Origin of the sequence: Streptomyces sp. Inha503 (assembly GCF_047215865.1) — a bacterium.
Taxonomy (GTDB): domain Bacteria; phylum Actinomycetota; class Actinomycetes; order Streptomycetales; family Streptomycetaceae; genus Streptomyces; species Streptomyces lycopersici.
In genome coordinates this window covers 9499185-9514465 of sequence record NZ_CP178360.1, presented here as the reverse complement: position 1 = coordinate 9514465, position 15281 = coordinate 9499185, and the positions used below count along the sequence as shown (strand labels likewise).

Here is a 15281-nt window from a genome sequence, read left to right as displayed (position 1 = left end):
TCCCCCGCTCATCGCCGCTTGCCGGACGGCCGGCCGCGCCCCCGGTTGCGGGACGGCTGGCGGCGCTGGCCGACGACGCCGGCGGGGGCCGCGGCGGCGTCCTCCAGGGCGGGCGCGTCGTCCTCCTCGGAGGCCGAGTCGGCGGCCTCGGCCTTGGCGGCCGACGCACGCTTGGCCTTCACCCGCTTGGCCAGGGACTTCATCCTCGGGTCGCGCTCCTTCAGATCGGCGACCAGCGGGGTCGCGATGAAGATCGAGGAGTACGCACCGGCGGCGAGGCCGACGAAGAGCGCCAGGGAGATGTCGTTGAGCATGCCCGCGCCGAGCAGACCGCCGCCGATGAACAGCAGCGCGCCGACCGGCAGCAGCGCCACGACCGTGGTGTTGATGGACCGCACCAGGGTCGAGTTGAGGCTGCGGTTGGCGATCTCGCTGTAGGTGAAGCGGGTCTGCTTGGTGATGTCCTTCGACGCTTCCTTGAGACCGTCGAAGACCACGACGGTGTCGTAGAGCGAATAACCGAGGATCGTCAGCAGACCGATCACGGTGCCCGGGGTGACCTCGAAGCCGACCAGCGCGTAGACACCGACCGTGATGGTGAGGTCGTGGATCAGGGCGATCAGGGCGGCCAGCGCCATCCGCCACTCGAAGGCGATGGCGAGATAGATCACCACCAGCACCATGAAGATCGCCAGCCCCTGCCAGGCCTTGCTGGCGATCTGCTCGCCCCAGCTCGGGCCGACCAGCTGGGTGTCGATCTTGCTGGTCTTGACGCCCAGCTCCTTGGCGAGCTCCTCCTGGACCGGCAGCGCCTCCTTGGTGCCCAGCTCGCTGATCTGGATCCGCATCCCGCCGCGGCCGAGCTCCTGGACGACGACGGTGTGGCCGCCGGAGGCCTGCTCGGCCGCCTGACGCACATCGGTGCTGGAGACCTTGGTGTTGGGGGTCGTGAAGACCGCGCCGCCGGAGAACTCGATGCCCATGTTCAGGCCGCGCACCGCCAGGCCCACGATGGCCGTGATGGTGATCAGTATCGAGATGCCGTACCAGATCTTCCGCTTGCCGACGAAGTCGTAACCGACGTCGCCTCGGTAGAGCCTGGCGCCGAGAGTGCCGAGTCGCGACATCTCACGCCTCCTTCGTGTCGGCGGGGCCGGGGGCGGCGGAACGGCGGCGGCGCAGCGGCGGCGTGGCCCCGAGGCGCTTGGGGTCGAGGCCGGACCACGAGTGGCCGTTCCCGAAGAACGGACGGCGGGCGAGGATCGTCATCAGCGGCTTGGTGAAGAGGAACACCACGGCGATGTCGAGCAGCGTGGTCAGGCCCAGGGTGAAGGCGAAGCCCTGCACCTTGCCGACGGTGACGATGTAGAGCACCGCGGCGGCCAGGAACGACACGAAGTCGGACACCAGGATGGTGCGCCGGGCCCGCGGCCAGCCGCGCTCGACGGCGGGGCGCAGCGAGCGGCCCTCCCGGATCTCGTCGCGGATCCGTTCGAAGTAGACGATGAACGAGTCGGCGGTGATACCGATGGCCACGATCGCGCCGCAGACCGCCGGGAGGTTCAGCGCGAAGCCGATGCCCGGGCCGAGCAGCACCATGATCGTGTACGTCAGGATCGCGGAGACGCCGAGGCTGGCCATGGCCACGAGGGCGAGACCGCGGTAGTAGACGACCAGGTAGATCACGACGAGCGCGAGGCCGATGGCACCGGCGATCAGACCGGCGTCCAGCTGCTCACCGCCGAGCGCGGCGGAGACGGTGGTCTCGTCGGCGATGTCGAAGGACAGCGGGAGGGCGCCGAAGGACAGCACGTTGGCCAGGTCCTCGGAGCTCTGCTGGGTGAAGCCGCCGGAGATGGTGGCCCGGCCGCCGGTGATGGCGCCCTGGGTGACCTCGGGGTCGGAGACGACCTCGCCGTCCAGGACGATCGCGAAGCGGTTCTGCGGGGACTGCTGCTTGGTCAGCTCGCCGGTGGTCTTGGCGAACTTCTTGGAGCCCTTGCTGTTGAAGTCGAGCTGGACGATCCAGCCCGCCCCGTTCTGGCTCTCGAAGACCGACGAGGCGTCGTCCACGTCGGTGCCCTCGACCTCGGAGGGGCCGAGGACGAACTTGGCGTCGCCCTTCTGGCTGCACGCCAGCACCGAGTCGGTCGGCTTGGCGTTGGCCGCCTTCTCGGCCGCCGCGGCGCGTCCGGCCGGCTTGGTGCAGTCCAGCTTCGCGAACTGCTTGGCCAGCTCTTCCTGACTGTTTGAGCCCGACGGGCTCTTGGACGGGTCGGGCTTCGGGGTCTTCGACGGTGAGGGGCTTCCGCTGGGCTTCTCGTCGGCCTTCAGGCCCTCGGAGAGGGCCCGCCCCTGGGTGCTGGGGCTGGCGGAGGAGGACGAGGAGGCCGATGACGAGGCCGATGGCGTACCGGACGGCTTGCCGCCCTTGTCGTCGCCCTTGTCCTGGCCCTTGCCGCTGGCGCTGGCCGACGGGCTGGGGGTGGAGTTGGGCTTCTCGGGGGTCTTCTGGCCGCTGGTGGTCGTGACCACCGGCCGGAAGTAGAGCTGGGCGGTGGTGCCGACCTGCTGCCGGGCCTGCTTCGCGTTCGTCCCCTTGGGGATGTTCACGATGATGTGCTTCTCACCCTGCGTCTGGACCTCGGCCTCGGACACACCCAGACCGTTGACCCGCCGCTCGATGATCCCCACGGCGGTGTTCATGTTGTCCGTGTTGATCGCGTTGGGCTTGCCCGGTTGGTTCTTGGCCTCCAGCGTGAAGCTGGTGCCGCCCGCGAGATCGATGCCCAGTCGCGGCGTGGTGTGACCGGAGACGAACATGCCTCCGGTCAGCGCCGCGATGGCGATCAGGATGACGGCCAAGGGGCGCCCTGGCCTGCCCTGTGACCCGGAGGACCTGCGGCCCTTCTTCGGTGCTGCCACCTTCTCGTATCTCCCTGTCCAACCGCCCCGCATCGGGTGTGCGCGGGGCGGCCACGAAGTCTTGTGGGGACAAGCCCCCGCCGGAGCCTAGACCGTCCAGGGAACCGCGGCGCACCGATCGATGGCGCGCCGCGGTTCCCGGATGACGGACTTACTTCGCGTCGGTGCCGCCGTCCCGCTTGTCGTCCTCGGAGGTGCCCGCCGCGGCGGCGGCGTCGTCCTTGCCGAGGTCGATCTTCTTGGCGTCCGTCTTCCCGGCCTCGTCGGCCGCGTCGGCCTGCTCGACCGCGTCGTCGTCGGCCTGGTCGGCCTTCTCGAGCCCGACCTTGTCGGCGGACGAGTCGGCGTCGGCGGCCTCGGTCAGCGAGGAGGCGTCGTCGGGAACGACAGGGGTGTCGGCGGCGTCCTCGTCGGGGTCGATGCCGTGCACCACGCGGTTGTACTCGTCGTCCGGCAGGACGGCTCCCACCGCGTTCTTCGCGTAGATCGCGTGCACGCCGGGGGCCACCTCAAGGAGGACCGTGTCGTCGTGGACCTCCTTGACCGTCGCGTACATGCCGCCGATGGTCCGCACGCCGGAACCCGGCTGCATCTCATTGCGCATCGACTGGGCCTGGCGCTGCTTGTTCTTGGCCGAACGCGTCATCAGGAACATGGCCCCGATAAGCACGATGAACGGCAGGAGAGTCACGATATTCACGGGACGGAAATTCCTTCACACGACCGCGGGGAGCGGCCTGGTCTACGGGGGTGGGTATACCGCACAGTGAGCGGACGGCATACGGACGGCATCGGCGGAGTCTAAGCGAGCCCACGCCAATGGAACAACGCCCGGCGCGGTACCGGGGTTCCTGACCCCGCCATTATTGGTCCTCTACGCCATGATGCAGGGTAAGCGAGCGCTTATGCCTTGCCGCGGCCCGTCCGGCCCGTCATGGCACGTCATGCGCCGCGCTGCCGCGCCCCCGGCTCATCATGTCTCGAAGAGGCCCGCCTGACCACCGGCGGCGGTCTGCGGCGGTGGGGTGAGCCCCATATGCGCCCAGGCCGCCGGGGTACCGATCCGCCCCCGGGGGGTACGGGCCAGCAGCCCCTCCCGGACCAGGAAGGGCTCGGCGACCTCCTCCACCGTCTCACGCTCCTCCCCCACCGCGACCGCCAGGGTCGACAGGCCCACCGGCCCGCCGCCGAACAGCTTGAGCAGGGCGCTGAGCACCGCCCGGTCCAGCCGGTCCAGACCGCGCTCGTCCACGTCGTAGACGGCCAGGGCGCTGGCGGCGATCTCGCGGGTGATCACCCCGTCCGCCTTGACCTGGGCGTAGTCGCGCACCCGGCGCAGCAGCCGGTTGGAGATCCGGGGGGTGCCGCGGGAGCGGCCCGCGATCTCGGACGCCCCCTCGGGATCGATGGTCACGTCGAGCAGCCCGGCGGAACGGTGGATGACCCGCTCCAGCTCGGCCGGGGCGTAGAACTCCATATGGCCGGTGAAGCCGAACCGGTCGCGCAGCGGGGGCGGCAGCAGCCCGGCCCGGGTGGTGGCGCCGACCAGCGTGAACGGCGGCAACTCCAGCGGGATGGCGGTGGCCCCGGGCCCCTTGCCGACGATGACGTCGACGCGGAAGTCCTCCATCGCCATGTAGAGCATCTCCTCGGCGGGCCGGGACATCCGGTGGATCTCGTCGAGGAAGAGCACCTCGCCCTCGGTGAGGGAGGAGAGGATCGCGGCCAGATCGCCGGCGTGCTGGATGGCGGGGCCGGAGGTGATCCGGATCGGGGCGCCCATCTCGGCGGCGATGATCATGGAGAGGGTGGTCTTGCCCAGTCCGGGCGCGCCGGAGAGCAGCACATGGTCGGCGGTGCCGCCGCGCTGCCGGGCCGCCTTGAGCACCAGGTCCAGCTGCTCGCGGACCCGCTCCTGGCCGACGAACTCGCCGAGGTCCTTGGGGCGCAGCGCGGCCTCCACCGCCTGGTCGTCGCCGTCCGCGTCGGCGCCCACCAGCCGGCCGCCCGCGCCGGACGGGGCGTCGTCGGCGGTGGCCGGAGGGGTCTCGTCCCAGTTCACTGCGTTTCGCCTCGCGATGTCGTCTTCGGTGGTGCCGCCGGTCGCGGCCTGCCGCGGCCGCGGTGGCTCACCGTGTGCGGTTCAGGGTTTGCAGGGCGGCCCGCAGCAGCTGAGCCACCTGGGGCGTACCGCCCGCGGCCAACGTCTCCTCGGCCCGCGGGGTGACGGCGGCCACCGCCTCGTCGGCCTCCCGGGTGGCGTAGCCGAGGCCGACCAGCGCGGTGTGCAGCTGGTCGCTCCAGCCGGGGGCGGCCGCCGAGCGGGCGCCGGGCACGGCGGAGCCGACCGGCTCGCCGAGCCGGTCCTTGAGCTCCAGCAGCAGCCGCTGCGCCCCCTTCTTGCCGATACCGGGGACGGCGGTGAGCGCCTTCTCGTCCCCGGTGGACACCGCGAGCCGCAGCGCGTCCGGGGAGTGCACGGCCAGCATGGCCTGGGCCAGCCGGGGGCCGACCCCGCTGGCGGTCTGGAGCAGCTCGAAGACCTGGCGCTCGTCGTCGTCGGCGAAGCCGTAGAGGGTCAGCGAGTCCTCACGGACGACGAGGGAGGTGGCCAGCCGGGCCTGCTGGCCGACGCGCAGCCCGGCCAGGGTGGCCGGAGTGCACTGGACCGCCATCCCGACCCCGCCGACCTCGATCACGGCGGTGTCCGGGGCGACGGCCGCCACCGGACCGGAGACGAACGCGATCATGAGGTACGGCCTTTCGTGGTACGCGCGCTGCTCGGGGTGCGGGCGGGGCTCGTCGGGCGGGCGGGGCTCTGGGTACGGGCGGGGTCTGTGGTGCGGGCGGGGCTCGTGGTGCGGTGGGCGGCGACGGCCTGCTGGAGGCGGTTGGCCGCGGGGGCCCGCCAGATGTGGCAGATGGCGAGCGCCAGCGCGTCGGCGGCGTCGGCCGGTTTGGGCGGTGCGTCCAGCCGCAGCAACCGGGTCACCATCGAGCCGACCTGCGCCTTGTCGGCGCGCCCCGATCCGGTGACGGCCGCCTTGACCTCGCTGGGGGTGTGCAGCGCGACCGGCAGCCCGCGGCGGGCCGCGCACAGCATGGCGACGGCGCTGGCCTGGGCGGTGCCCATGACGGTGCGGACGTTGTGCTGGCTGAACACCCGCTCCACGGCGACGAATTCCGGCCGGTGGGCGTCCAGCCACTCCTCGATGCCGCGCTCGATGAGGACGAGCCGGTCGGCGGTCGCGGTATCGGCCCCGGTCCGTACGACGCCGACGCCGAGCATCCGCAGCGGGCGGCCCGCGACCCCCTCGACCACGCCGACCCCGCACCGGGTCAGCCCCGGGTCCACGCCCAGCACACGCACCGCGCCCCTCCCCTCACCGCGCTTCGGTCACCTGTTCCTGCGCAGGCTAGCGGCTGCCGCCGACAACGCCCGCGGACAACGCCGACGGGCCGGTGGGGTGCTGCCCCGCCGGCCCGTTTCGGCGTTGTCCCGAGGGCGTTGACCGCCGTACCGATCCGCCGTCAGGCGTCCACCTTGGCCATGACCTCGTCGGAGACGTCGAAGTTGGCGAAGACGTTCTGCACGTCGTCGCTGTCCTCGAGAGCGTCGATCAGCTTGAAGATCTTGCGCGCGGCGTCTTCCTCGAGCTGGACCTGCATCGTGGGCACGAAGTTGGCATCGGCCGAGTCGTAGTCGATGCCCGCCTCCTGGAGGGCGGTGCGGACCGCGACCAGGTCGGTGGCCTCGCTGATGACCTCGAAGGACTCACCGAGGTCATTGACCTCCTCGGCGCCCGCGTCCAGGACCGCGCCCAGCACGTCGTCCTCGGTGAGCTCGCCCTTGGGGACGATGACGACGCCCTTACGGTTGAACAGGTACGACACGGAGCCCGGGTCGGCCATCGAGCCGCCGTTGCGCGTCATCGCGACGCGGACGTCGGAGGCCGCGCGGTTGCGGTTGTCGGTCAGACACTCGATGAGGACGGCCACTCCGTTGGGGCCGTAGCCCTCGTACATGATCGTCTCGTACTCGGCGCCACCGGCCTCGAGACCGGCACCACGCTTGACCGCGCTGTCGATGTTCTTGTTCGGAACCGAACTCTTCTTCGCCTTCTGGATGGCGTCGAAGAGCGTCGGATTGCCCTCCGGATCGGCACCGCCCATCCGGGCCGCGACCTCGACGTTCTTGATCAGCTTCGCGAAGAGCTTGCCGCGCTTGGCATCGATCACGGCCTTCTTGTGCTTCGTCGTAGCCCATTTAGAGTGGCCGGACATCCGCCTGTCTCCTTCGCGTAACCCATTGCTGTACGAACGCCTGAGATCCTACCGGGATCGGCCCGGCCCGCGGCGAGGACGTCCTTCCCGGCTCCCCCACCGAGCGCTACGCGCGCCGCACCATGCCCTCCCGTCTCCCACCGCCGCCCTCGATGGAGCGCTACGCGCGCCGCACCATATCCACGAAGAGCCGGTGCACCCGGTGGTCGCCGGTCAGCTCGGGGTGGAACGAGGTCGCCAGGACATTGCCCTGCCGCACGGCGACGGTGTGCCCGTCGAACGTCGCGAGCACCTCCGCACCGCCGCCCACGGACTCGACCCACGGCGCGCGGATGAAGACCCCCTCGACCGGGCCGTCCTCGATGCCCTGGACGTCGACCTCGGCCTCGAAGGACTCGTTCTGACGGCCGAAGGCGTTACGGCGCACGATCATGTCGATGCCGCCGATGGTCTCCTGGTCGTCCCGGCCGTCGAGGATCTTGTCCGCGAGCATGATCATGCCCGCGCACGTACCGTACACCGGCATCCCGGCCCTGACCCGCTCGCGCAGCGGCTCCAGCAGCCCGAAGATGACCGCCAGCTTGGACATGGTGGTCGACTCGCCCCCGGGGATCACCAGGGCCGCGACCTCGGCGAGCTCCTGGGGCCTGCGGACCTGCCGGGGCGTGGCCCCGGCCGCCGTGAGCGCGGCGAGATGCTCGCGGACATCGCCCTGGAGGGCGAGCACACCGATCACTGGGGCGTCGGCGGTGGACGTAGCCGGTATGGACGACGTAGTCACGGAAGCGAAGACCTCTCGAACGTCAGGGGCACCACGCGCCGGGCCGGCGGGCCGGGCGCGTGGTGCCATGTGGTGCCGTACGGGCGCCGGTTACCAGCCGCGGCTGGCGTAGCGCTCGGACTCGGGGAGGGTGTCGCAGTTGATGCCGACCATGGCCTCGCCGAGGTTCCGGGACGCCTCCGCGATGACCTTGGGGTCGTCGTAGAAGGTGGTGGCCTTCACGATCGCGGCGGCGCGCTTGGCCGGGTCGCCCGACTTGAAGATGCCCGAGCCCACGAACACGCCCTCGGCGCCGAGCTGGCGCATCAGCGCGGCGTCGGCCGGGGTGGCGACGCCACCGGCGGAGAACAGCACGACGGGCAGCTTGCCGGTCTGCGCGATCTCGGCGACCAGCTCGTACGGGGCGCGGATCTCCTTGGCGGCCGCGTAGAGCTCATGGTTGTCCAGGCCGCGCAGCCGGCCGATCTCGCCCTTGATCTGACGCAGGTGGCGCACGGCCTCGACGACGTTGCCGGTACCGGCCTCGCCCTTGGAACGGATCATGGCCGCACCCTCGGCGATCCGGCGCAGCGCCTCGCCCAGGTTGGTGGCTCCGCAGACGAACGGGGTGGTGAAGGACCACTTGTCGCTGTGGTTGACCTCGTCGGCCGGGGTGAGCACCTCGGACTCGTCGATGTAGTCGACGCCGAGCGACTGAAGCACCTGCGCCTCGACGAAGTGGCCGATCCGCGACTTGGCCATCACCGGGATGGAGACGGCGTTGATGATGCCCTCGATCATGTCCGGGTCGGACATCCGGGCCACGCCGCCGTCCTTACGGATGTCGGCCGGCACCCGCTCGAGGGCCATGACCGCGACGGCTCCGGCGTCCTCGGCGACCTTGGCCTGCTCGGGGGTGACGACGTCCATGATCACGCCACCCTTGAGCTGCTCGGCCATACCGCGCTTGACGCGGGCGGTGCCGGTCGCGGGGGCGTCGGAGTTGGACGTGCTGGCGGGCGTGATGGACACGGTTTGACCTCACTCGATAATGAAAAGTGCGATGAGCCCATCGTAGGGCCGTTCGATACCGGTACATGACCCGGCCATCTGGTCCAGGTCGTGAGCGTGTGTGCTACACGAATGACAAAACCGCGTCGGGGCCGGGATCGGCAAGGGCCAATCAAAGGCCGGTGGCTCGAAGCGACCGGTGAATCCTCGGTACGCGAAGGTCGGTCACCCCCTCGGCGCAGGACTCCTCAGCGCTCGGCTTCCTCGGTGCCCGGCACCCGCCCCAGCGCCGCCGGTGGCTCGTCGTCCATCTCGAAGGCGAGCGGGAACGGGGCATGGCCCGCCAGCCGGAACCAGCGCACCGTCCGATGGCGGCGCAGCGCCCGCGCCGCGCGCACCGCGTCGTTGTGGAACCGCCGGGCCATCGGCACCCGCCGCACCGCCTCCGTGAGCTCCCCCAGCGCGTCCTCGCCGCCCGGCGCCTCCCGTACCGCCTCGGCCTGGGCACTGTCCTCGAAGACGGCTCGCAGCGCCTGGCTCAACTCGCTCTCGGCGACCTCGCGGTGCTCCTCCTCGGACTGCCGGGCGGCGTGCGCGGCCTGGTACAGCACGATCGAGGCGGCGGGGTCGAGCACTCCGGCGGTGGCCAGCTCCTGGGCGACGGAGGCACGCCGCAGCAGCTGCGCGTCCAGCGCGGCCCGTGCCGCGTCCAGACGGCTGTGCAGCCGGTCGAGGCGTCCCGCGGTCCAGCTGAGATAGACGGCGATCACGACCAGTGCGACCGCGATCCAGATCAAGGTGCTCACGACCCGCCACGCTACCGCCTGCCGCCCCCGGAGTCCGGGGCCTAACCCTCAAGCCGGGGCCACCGCACGCGGCGGTGTGAGGCGCCTCCAGAAGGGCCCTAGTCCCTCGCGAGCCCCAGCCGGGCCCACAGCCTCGTACGGTCGTCGGCGGCCACCGACGCCGCCCCGTCCGTCACCGTCTCGTAGACCGCGAGGATGTCCGCCCCCACCGTCGACCAGTCGAAGCGCCGTACGTGCCGGCTGCCCCGCTCCCGCAGCTCGGCCAGCCGCTCCCCGTCGCCCAGCAGCCGCACCGCGGCCGCCGCCAGGGCGTCCGCGTCCTCGTTGGCGAACAGCTCGCCCGCCGCTCCCCCGTCCAGCACCTGGGCGAACGCGTCCAGATCGCTGGCCAGGACCGCGGCCCCCGCCGACATGGCCTCGACGAGGATGATGCCGAAGCTCTCGCCGCCCGTATTGGGCGCGACGTAGACATCGACGCTGCGCAGCAGCCGCGCCTTGTCCTCGTCGCTGACCATCCCCAGGAACTCCACGCGCTCCCGCAGCGGAGCGGGCAGATCGGCCACGGCCTCCTTCTCGTCACCGCGCCCGGCGATCAGCAGCCGCGCCCCCGGCCGGTCCTCGAAGATCTTCGGGAGGGCGCGCATCAGCACCGGCAGCCCCTTACGGGGCTCATCGATCCGGCCGATGAAGCCGATCGTCTCCCCCTGCCACTCCTCCTTCGGCTCGGCGTCGGCGAAGAAGTCCACATCGACGCCGTTGGGGATGACCACCGCGTCCCCGCCGAGGTGCTCCACCAGCGTCCGGCGCGCGTACTCGCTCACCGCGATCCGCGCGCTGATCTTCTCCAGCGCCGGCTGGAGGATCGGATACGCGGCGATCATGGCCCGGGAGCGCGGATTGGAGGTGTGGAACGTCGCGACGATCGGCCCCTGGGCCGCCCAGCAGGCCAGCAGGCCCAGTGAGGGCGAGGTGGGCTCGTGGATGTGGATGACGTCGAAGGCGCCGTCGTGCAGCCAGCGGCGCACCCGCGCGGCAGACAGGAAGCCGAAGTTCAGCCGGGCCACCGAGCCGTTGTACGGCACCGGCACCGCGCGCCCGGCGGAGACCACGTACGGCGGCAGCGGCGTCTCGTCGTCCGCCGGGGCCAGCACGGAGACCTGGTGACCGCGCCGGATCAGATGGTCGGCCAGATCGCGGATGTGGAACTGGACGCCGCCTGGGACATCCCAGGAGTACGGGCAGACGATCCCGATTCTCAAGGCTTCTCCATTCCAGGGCGCCCGGGATCTCCGGCCGTTCCCGGGCCTCCGGGACCGCGGTCCAGGTCCGCGAGCCACAGCCGCTGAAGCATGTGCCAGTCCTCCGGGTGCTCGGAGATCCCCGAGGCGAAGGCGTCGGCCACCTCCTGGGTCATGACGGCGACCCGCTCCGCGCGGTTCCCGTCCCCGGGCGCCTCGACCGGCGGATGCACCCGCCCGCGCATCACCGGCGACTCGTCGTACCAGAGGGTGACCGGCAGCAGCAGGGCGCCGGTCTGGAGGGCGAGCGCGGCGGGCCCGGCCGGCATCTTCGCCCGCTCGCCGAAGAACGACACCTCCACGCCCGAGGCCGACAGATCGCGGTCGGCCACCAGACACACCAGACCGCCCGCGCGCAGCCGCCGCGCCAGCGTCCCGAAGGCGCTCCCGCCCTGGTGCGGCAGCACCTCCATGCCCAGCCCCTCGCGGTAGGCCACGAACCGGTCGTACAGCGACTCCGGCTTCAGCCGCTCCGCGACCGTGGTGAAGGGCACCCCCAGATGGGTGGTCACCCAGGCCCCGGCGAGGTCGTAGTTGCCCATGTGCGGCAGCGCCAGGACCACGCCCCGGCCCTCGGCGAGACCGTCCACCAGATAGTGCACGTCCTTGACGTCGAAGCCGCCCCGTATCCGCTCCGGGCTCCACGCCGGAAGCCGGAAGGACTCCATCCAGTAGCGCAGGTACGAGCGCATGCCCGCCCGCGACAGCTCGGCCAGCCGCCGGGGCGAGGCGTCCGGCACCACGCGTGCCAGATTGGCCTCCAGGCGCAGCACGCCCTTGCCGCGCCGCTTCCACGTCTGGTCGGCGATGCGCTGCCCGAGCGCCACGGCGACCGGCTCCGGGAGCTTCTTGACCACGCTCCAGCCGAGTCCGTACAGCGCGTCGGTCAGCGTCTCCTTCACCGCGCCTCGCCCCCCTGGGGCACCGTCCGCTCCCCGGCGTCCGCCTCGGCGGCCTCCCGGCGCACGGTGACCACCCGCTGGACGAGGGTCACCGCGCTGCCGACGGCCACGATCCACAGCGCGATCGGGAGCAGGACGTCGATATACGGCACGCCGAACTTGTGCAGCCCAGAGAAGCCGCACGCCACCAGCGAGATCACCAGCCGCTCGGCACGCTCCACCAGCCCGTTGACGTTCACCGGCAGGCCGATGCTCTCGCCGCGGGCCTTGGTGTACGAGACCACCTGACCGCTGGCGAGGCAGAAGATGGTCACCGCACACAGCACATTGTCGTCCCCGCCGCCCGCGTACCACAACGTCAGACCGCCGAAGATCGCGCCGTCGGCGACCCGGTCCAGCGTGGAGTCGAGGAACGCGCCCCAGCGGCTGGAGCGCCCCAGCTGCCGCGCCATATTGCCGTCGACCAGGTCGGAGAAGACGAACAGCGTGATGACGACGGTGCCCCAGAAGAACTCCCCCCGGGGATAGAAGACCAGTGCGCCCGCGCACACGCCGGCGGTGCCGGTGAGGGTCACCGCGTCGGGGCTGACCCCGAGGCGGATCAGCAGGGCGGCGAACGGTGTGAGAACACGCGTGAAGAATGCACGCGCGTACTTGTTCAGCATGGCCTTCCCGGGGGGTCGAAACGGGCCGGGTGGTCAAGAGGCCACCGGCGCGCCCATCGTAGCCACGCCCCGGAGGGGCGCCGTGCACCTGTCGGAAGGCTCCGCGACCCCGCGCGCGGTACGGCCGCATGTGTGACGTATGGACGCACCGTTACAGGGGTGGAAAGCTCGAAGTATCGCAAGGTGTCGACCGGGAGGCGAGACACATGGGCGACAAGACGAGTACACACCCAGGGGCCGCCGGAAGGGCAGTGGCGGCCGACCGGCCCAGCTCCCTGCGGAATGTGGTTCTGGTCGGCCACAGTGGGACCGGAAAGACGACGCTGGTGGAGGCCCTCGCACTGGCGACGGGCGCGGTCAACCGGGCAGGCAGAGTCGAGGACGGCGGCTGTCTCTCGGACTACGACGACATCGAGCACCGGCAGCAGCGTTCGATCCAGTTGTCGCTGGTCCCCGTCGAATGGGGCGGGATGAAGATCAATCTCCTGGACACCCCGGGCTATGCCGATTTCGTCGGGGAACTCAGGGCCGGTCTGCGAGCCGCGGACGCGGCCCTTTTCGTTGTCTCGGCCGCCCAGGACGCCCTGGGCATCACCGGGGCCACCCGCATGATCTGGGACGAGTGCGCCGCGGTCGGGATGCCGCGCGCCATCGTGATCACCCACCTCGAGGCCGCCCGCGCCAGCTTCGAGGAGATGACCGAGCTGTGCCGGGACAGCTTCGGCGGCGACGACCCCGACGCCGTGCTCCCGCTGTACCTGCCGCTGCGCGGCGAGCCGGGGCCGGACGGGCACGCCCCCGTGACCGGGCTCATCGGGCTGCTCACCCAGCGGGTCTTCGACTACTCCTCGGGGGTGCGCACCGAATCGCCGCCCCAGGAGGACCAGCTGCCGCTGGTCGAGGAGGCCCGCGGCCGGCTCATCGAGGGGATCATCGCCGAGAGCGAGGACGAGACCCTCATGGACCGCTATCTCGGCGGTGAGGAGATCGACGTCAAGACGCTGATCGAGGATCTGGAGAAGGCCGTCGCACGCGGCAGCTTCCACCCCGTGCTGGCGGCGGCGCCCGCCGGGGCGGGGTCCAAGCAGGGCCTGGGCACCGTCGAACTGCTGGACCTGGTGACCGGCGGCTTCCCGTCCCCGCTGGAGCGCGAGACGCCTGCCGTCACCACCCCGCAGGGCGCCGCACGCCCGCCGCTGAGCTGCGATCCGGACGGTCCGCTGGCCGCCGAGGTGGTCAAGACCTCCTCCGATCCGTATGTCGGCCGGATCTCCCTGGTGCGGGTCTTCTCCGGCACCCTCCACCCCGACGAGACCGTCCATGTGTCCGGACACGGTCTGGAGGACCGCGGCCATGAGGACCACGACGTGGACGAGCGGGTCGGGGCCCTGTCCGCGCCCTTCGGCAAACAGCAGCGCACCCTCCCCCAGGCCATCGCGGGCGATCTGGCGTGCGTGGCCAAGCTGACCCGCGCCGAGACCGGGGACACCCTCTCGGCCAAGGACCAGCCGCTCCTGATGGAGCCCTGGCAGATGCCCGATCCGCTGCTGCCGGTGGCCATCCAGGCGCACAGCAAACCGGACGAGGACAAGCTGTCGCTGGGCCTGTCCCGGCTGGTCGCCGAGGACCCGACGATGCGCCTGGAGCAGAACCCGGACACCCATCAGGTGGTGCTGTGGTGTCTGGGCGAGGCGCATATGGACGTCGCGCTGGAGCGGCTGCGCAGCCGGTACGGCGTCCAGGTGGACGCGGTGCCGTACAAGGTCTCGCTGCGCGAGACCTTCGGGGCGAAGTCGGCCGGGCGCGGCCGCCATGTCAAGCAGTCCGGAGGGCACGGCCAGTACGCGATCTGCGAGATCGAGGTGGAGCCGCTGCCGGAGGGCTCGGGCATCGAGTTCGTGGACAAGGTCGTGGGCGGCGCGGTGCCCCGGCAGTTCATCCCGTCCGTCGAGAAGGGCGTGCGCGGCCAGGCCGCGCGCGGCGTCGCCGCCGGGTATCCCCTGGTCGATGTGCGGGTCACGCTGCTGGACGGCAAGGCGCACTCGGTGGACTCCTCCGACGCCGCCTTCCAGACGGCGGGCGCGCTCGCGCTGCGCGAGGCGGCCGCCGACGCCCGGATCGACCTGCTGGAGCCGGTGGTGGAAGTGGGCGTGCTGGTCTCGGACGACTATGTCGGCGCCGTCATGAGCGATCTGTCCGGCCGGCGCGGCCGGGTCGTCGGCACCGAACAGTCCGGCGGCGGACAGACCTTGATCAAGGCGGATGTGCCGGAGATCGAGATCGGTCGGTACGCGGTCGATCTGCGATCGCTTTCGCATGGCACGGGACGGTTCAGCCGCTCCTACGCCCGGCATGAGCCGATGCCCCACCAGCTGGCCGAGCGAATGCGCGAACAAGTCGCCGCGGAGGCGTAGTTCACGGCCCGTCCATGGCGTAGTTCACGGCCATGCCACGGGCCGTCCGCGGCGTAAGTCACGGCCCGCCCGCCCCAACCGCGCCGGGGCGGGCGGGCCTTCGCCGTCGGCCGTCCACCGGCGGTTCCGCGGCCGGGCCCGTGGGCGGTTCCGCGGGCGGTCCGTGGGCGGTTCCGCGGGCGGTCTTCTCCACGAGGGTTTTCCACAGGCCGCACA

Annotated in this window: 14 protein-coding genes; 1 reads left to right on the top strand and 13 read right to left on the bottom strand. The window is 71.3% G+C overall.

Translation table 11 applies throughout. The annotated features are described in order from the left end of the window. Nucleotides 1-8: 8 nt before the first annotated feature. The 13 genes from secF to pgsA all read right to left on the bottom strand — a co-directional run bounded on the left by secF (nt 9) and on the right by pgsA (nt 12651). Nucleotides 9-1127, bottom strand: a complete 1119-nt coding sequence (gene secF / locus ACJX2R_RS40415) for a protein translocase subunit SecF (RefSeq protein ID WP_413104117.1) — start codon at nt 1125-1127, stop codon at nt 9-11. Between the two features lies 1 nt (nt 1128). Continuing rightward, complete coding sequence (gene secD / locus ACJX2R_RS40410) at nt 1129-2925, bottom strand: protein translocase subunit SecD (protein WP_413104116.1); 1797 nt, start codon at nt 2923-2925, stop codon at nt 1129-1131. A gap of 151 nt (nt 2926-3076) precedes the next feature. Continuing rightward, a complete protein-coding gene (gene yajC / locus ACJX2R_RS40405) occupies nt 3077-3625 on the bottom strand; it encodes a preprotein translocase subunit YajC (RefSeq protein ID WP_413104115.1) in 549 nt (182 codons plus the stop codon). Nucleotides 3626-3898: 273 nt separating this feature from the next. Then, the gene (gene ruvB, locus ACJX2R_RS40400; RefSeq protein WP_262700936.1) at nt 3899-4987 is read right to left on the bottom strand and encodes a Holliday junction branch migration DNA helicase RuvB; all 1089 of its coding nucleotides are present in this window, start codon (nt 4985-4987) and stop codon (nt 3899-3901) included. A 67-nt stretch (nt 4988-5054) separates the two neighbouring features. Further along, nucleotides 5055-5675 carry a Holliday junction branch migration protein RuvA gene (gene ruvA / locus ACJX2R_RS40395; RefSeq protein ID WP_413104114.1) on the bottom strand — a complete coding sequence of 207 codons (621 nt, stop codon included), beginning with the start codon at nt 5673-5675 and terminating at the stop codon, nt 5055-5057. Continuing rightward, nucleotides 5672-6295 carry a crossover junction endodeoxyribonuclease RuvC gene (gene ruvC, locus ACJX2R_RS40390; RefSeq protein WP_413104113.1) on the bottom strand — a complete coding sequence of 208 codons (624 nt, stop codon included), beginning with the start codon at nt 6293-6295 and terminating at the stop codon, nt 5672-5674. The genes ruvA and ruvC overlap by 4 nt, the downstream gene beginning before the upstream one ends. A 161-nt stretch (nt 6296-6456) precedes the next feature. Next, a complete protein-coding gene (locus ACJX2R_RS40385; protein WP_020867089.1) occupies nt 6457-7209 on the bottom strand; it encodes a YebC/PmpR family DNA-binding transcriptional regulator in 753 nt (250 codons plus the stop codon). A gap of 160 nt (nt 7210-7369) precedes the next feature. Further along, nucleotides 7370-7990: a pyridoxal 5'-phosphate synthase glutaminase subunit PdxT gene (gene pdxT, locus ACJX2R_RS40380; RefSeq protein WP_413104112.1), complete on the bottom strand. Its 621-nt coding sequence runs from the start codon at nt 7988-7990 to the stop codon at nt 7370-7372. A 90-nt stretch (nt 7991-8080) separates the two neighbouring features. Next, on the bottom strand, nt 8081-9001 hold the full coding sequence (gene pdxS, locus ACJX2R_RS40375; protein WP_413104111.1) for a pyridoxal 5'-phosphate synthase lyase subunit PdxS: 921 nt from the start codon (nt 8999-9001) through the stop codon (nt 8081-8083). A 227-nt stretch (nt 9002-9228) separates the two neighbouring features. Further along, nucleotides 9229-9786: a hypothetical protein gene (locus tag ACJX2R_RS40370; protein WP_262700932.1), complete on the bottom strand. Its 558-nt coding sequence runs from the start codon at nt 9784-9786 to the stop codon at nt 9229-9231. 98 nt (nt 9787-9884) lie between these two features. Continuing rightward, the gene (locus ACJX2R_RS40365) at nt 9885-11045 is read right to left on the bottom strand and encodes a glycosyltransferase family 4 protein (RefSeq protein WP_413104110.1); all 1161 of its coding nucleotides are present in this window, start codon (nt 11043-11045) and stop codon (nt 9885-9887) included. Continuing rightward, entirely contained in the window at nt 11042-11986 is a 945-nt protein-coding gene (locus tag ACJX2R_RS40360; protein WP_413104109.1) for a phosphatidylinositol mannoside acyltransferase, read from the bottom strand. The genes ACJX2R_RS40365 and ACJX2R_RS40360 overlap by 4 nt, the downstream gene beginning before the upstream one ends. Beyond that, on the bottom strand, nt 11983-12651 hold the full coding sequence (gene pgsA / locus ACJX2R_RS40355) for a phosphatidylinositol phosphate synthase (protein WP_413104108.1): 669 nt from the start codon (nt 12649-12651) through the stop codon (nt 11983-11985). Before pgsA ends, ACJX2R_RS40360 begins: the two co-directional genes overlap by 4 nt. A 206-nt stretch (nt 12652-12857) precedes the next feature. On the opposite strand from pgsA, the gene ACJX2R_RS40350 reads away from it, so the two are divergent. Then, the gene (locus ACJX2R_RS40350; RefSeq protein WP_413104107.1) at nt 12858-15065 is read left to right on the top strand and encodes an elongation factor G-like protein EF-G2; all 2208 of its coding nucleotides are present in this window, start codon (nt 12858-12860) and stop codon (nt 15063-15065) included. Nucleotides 15066-15281 lie beyond the last annotated feature (216 nt).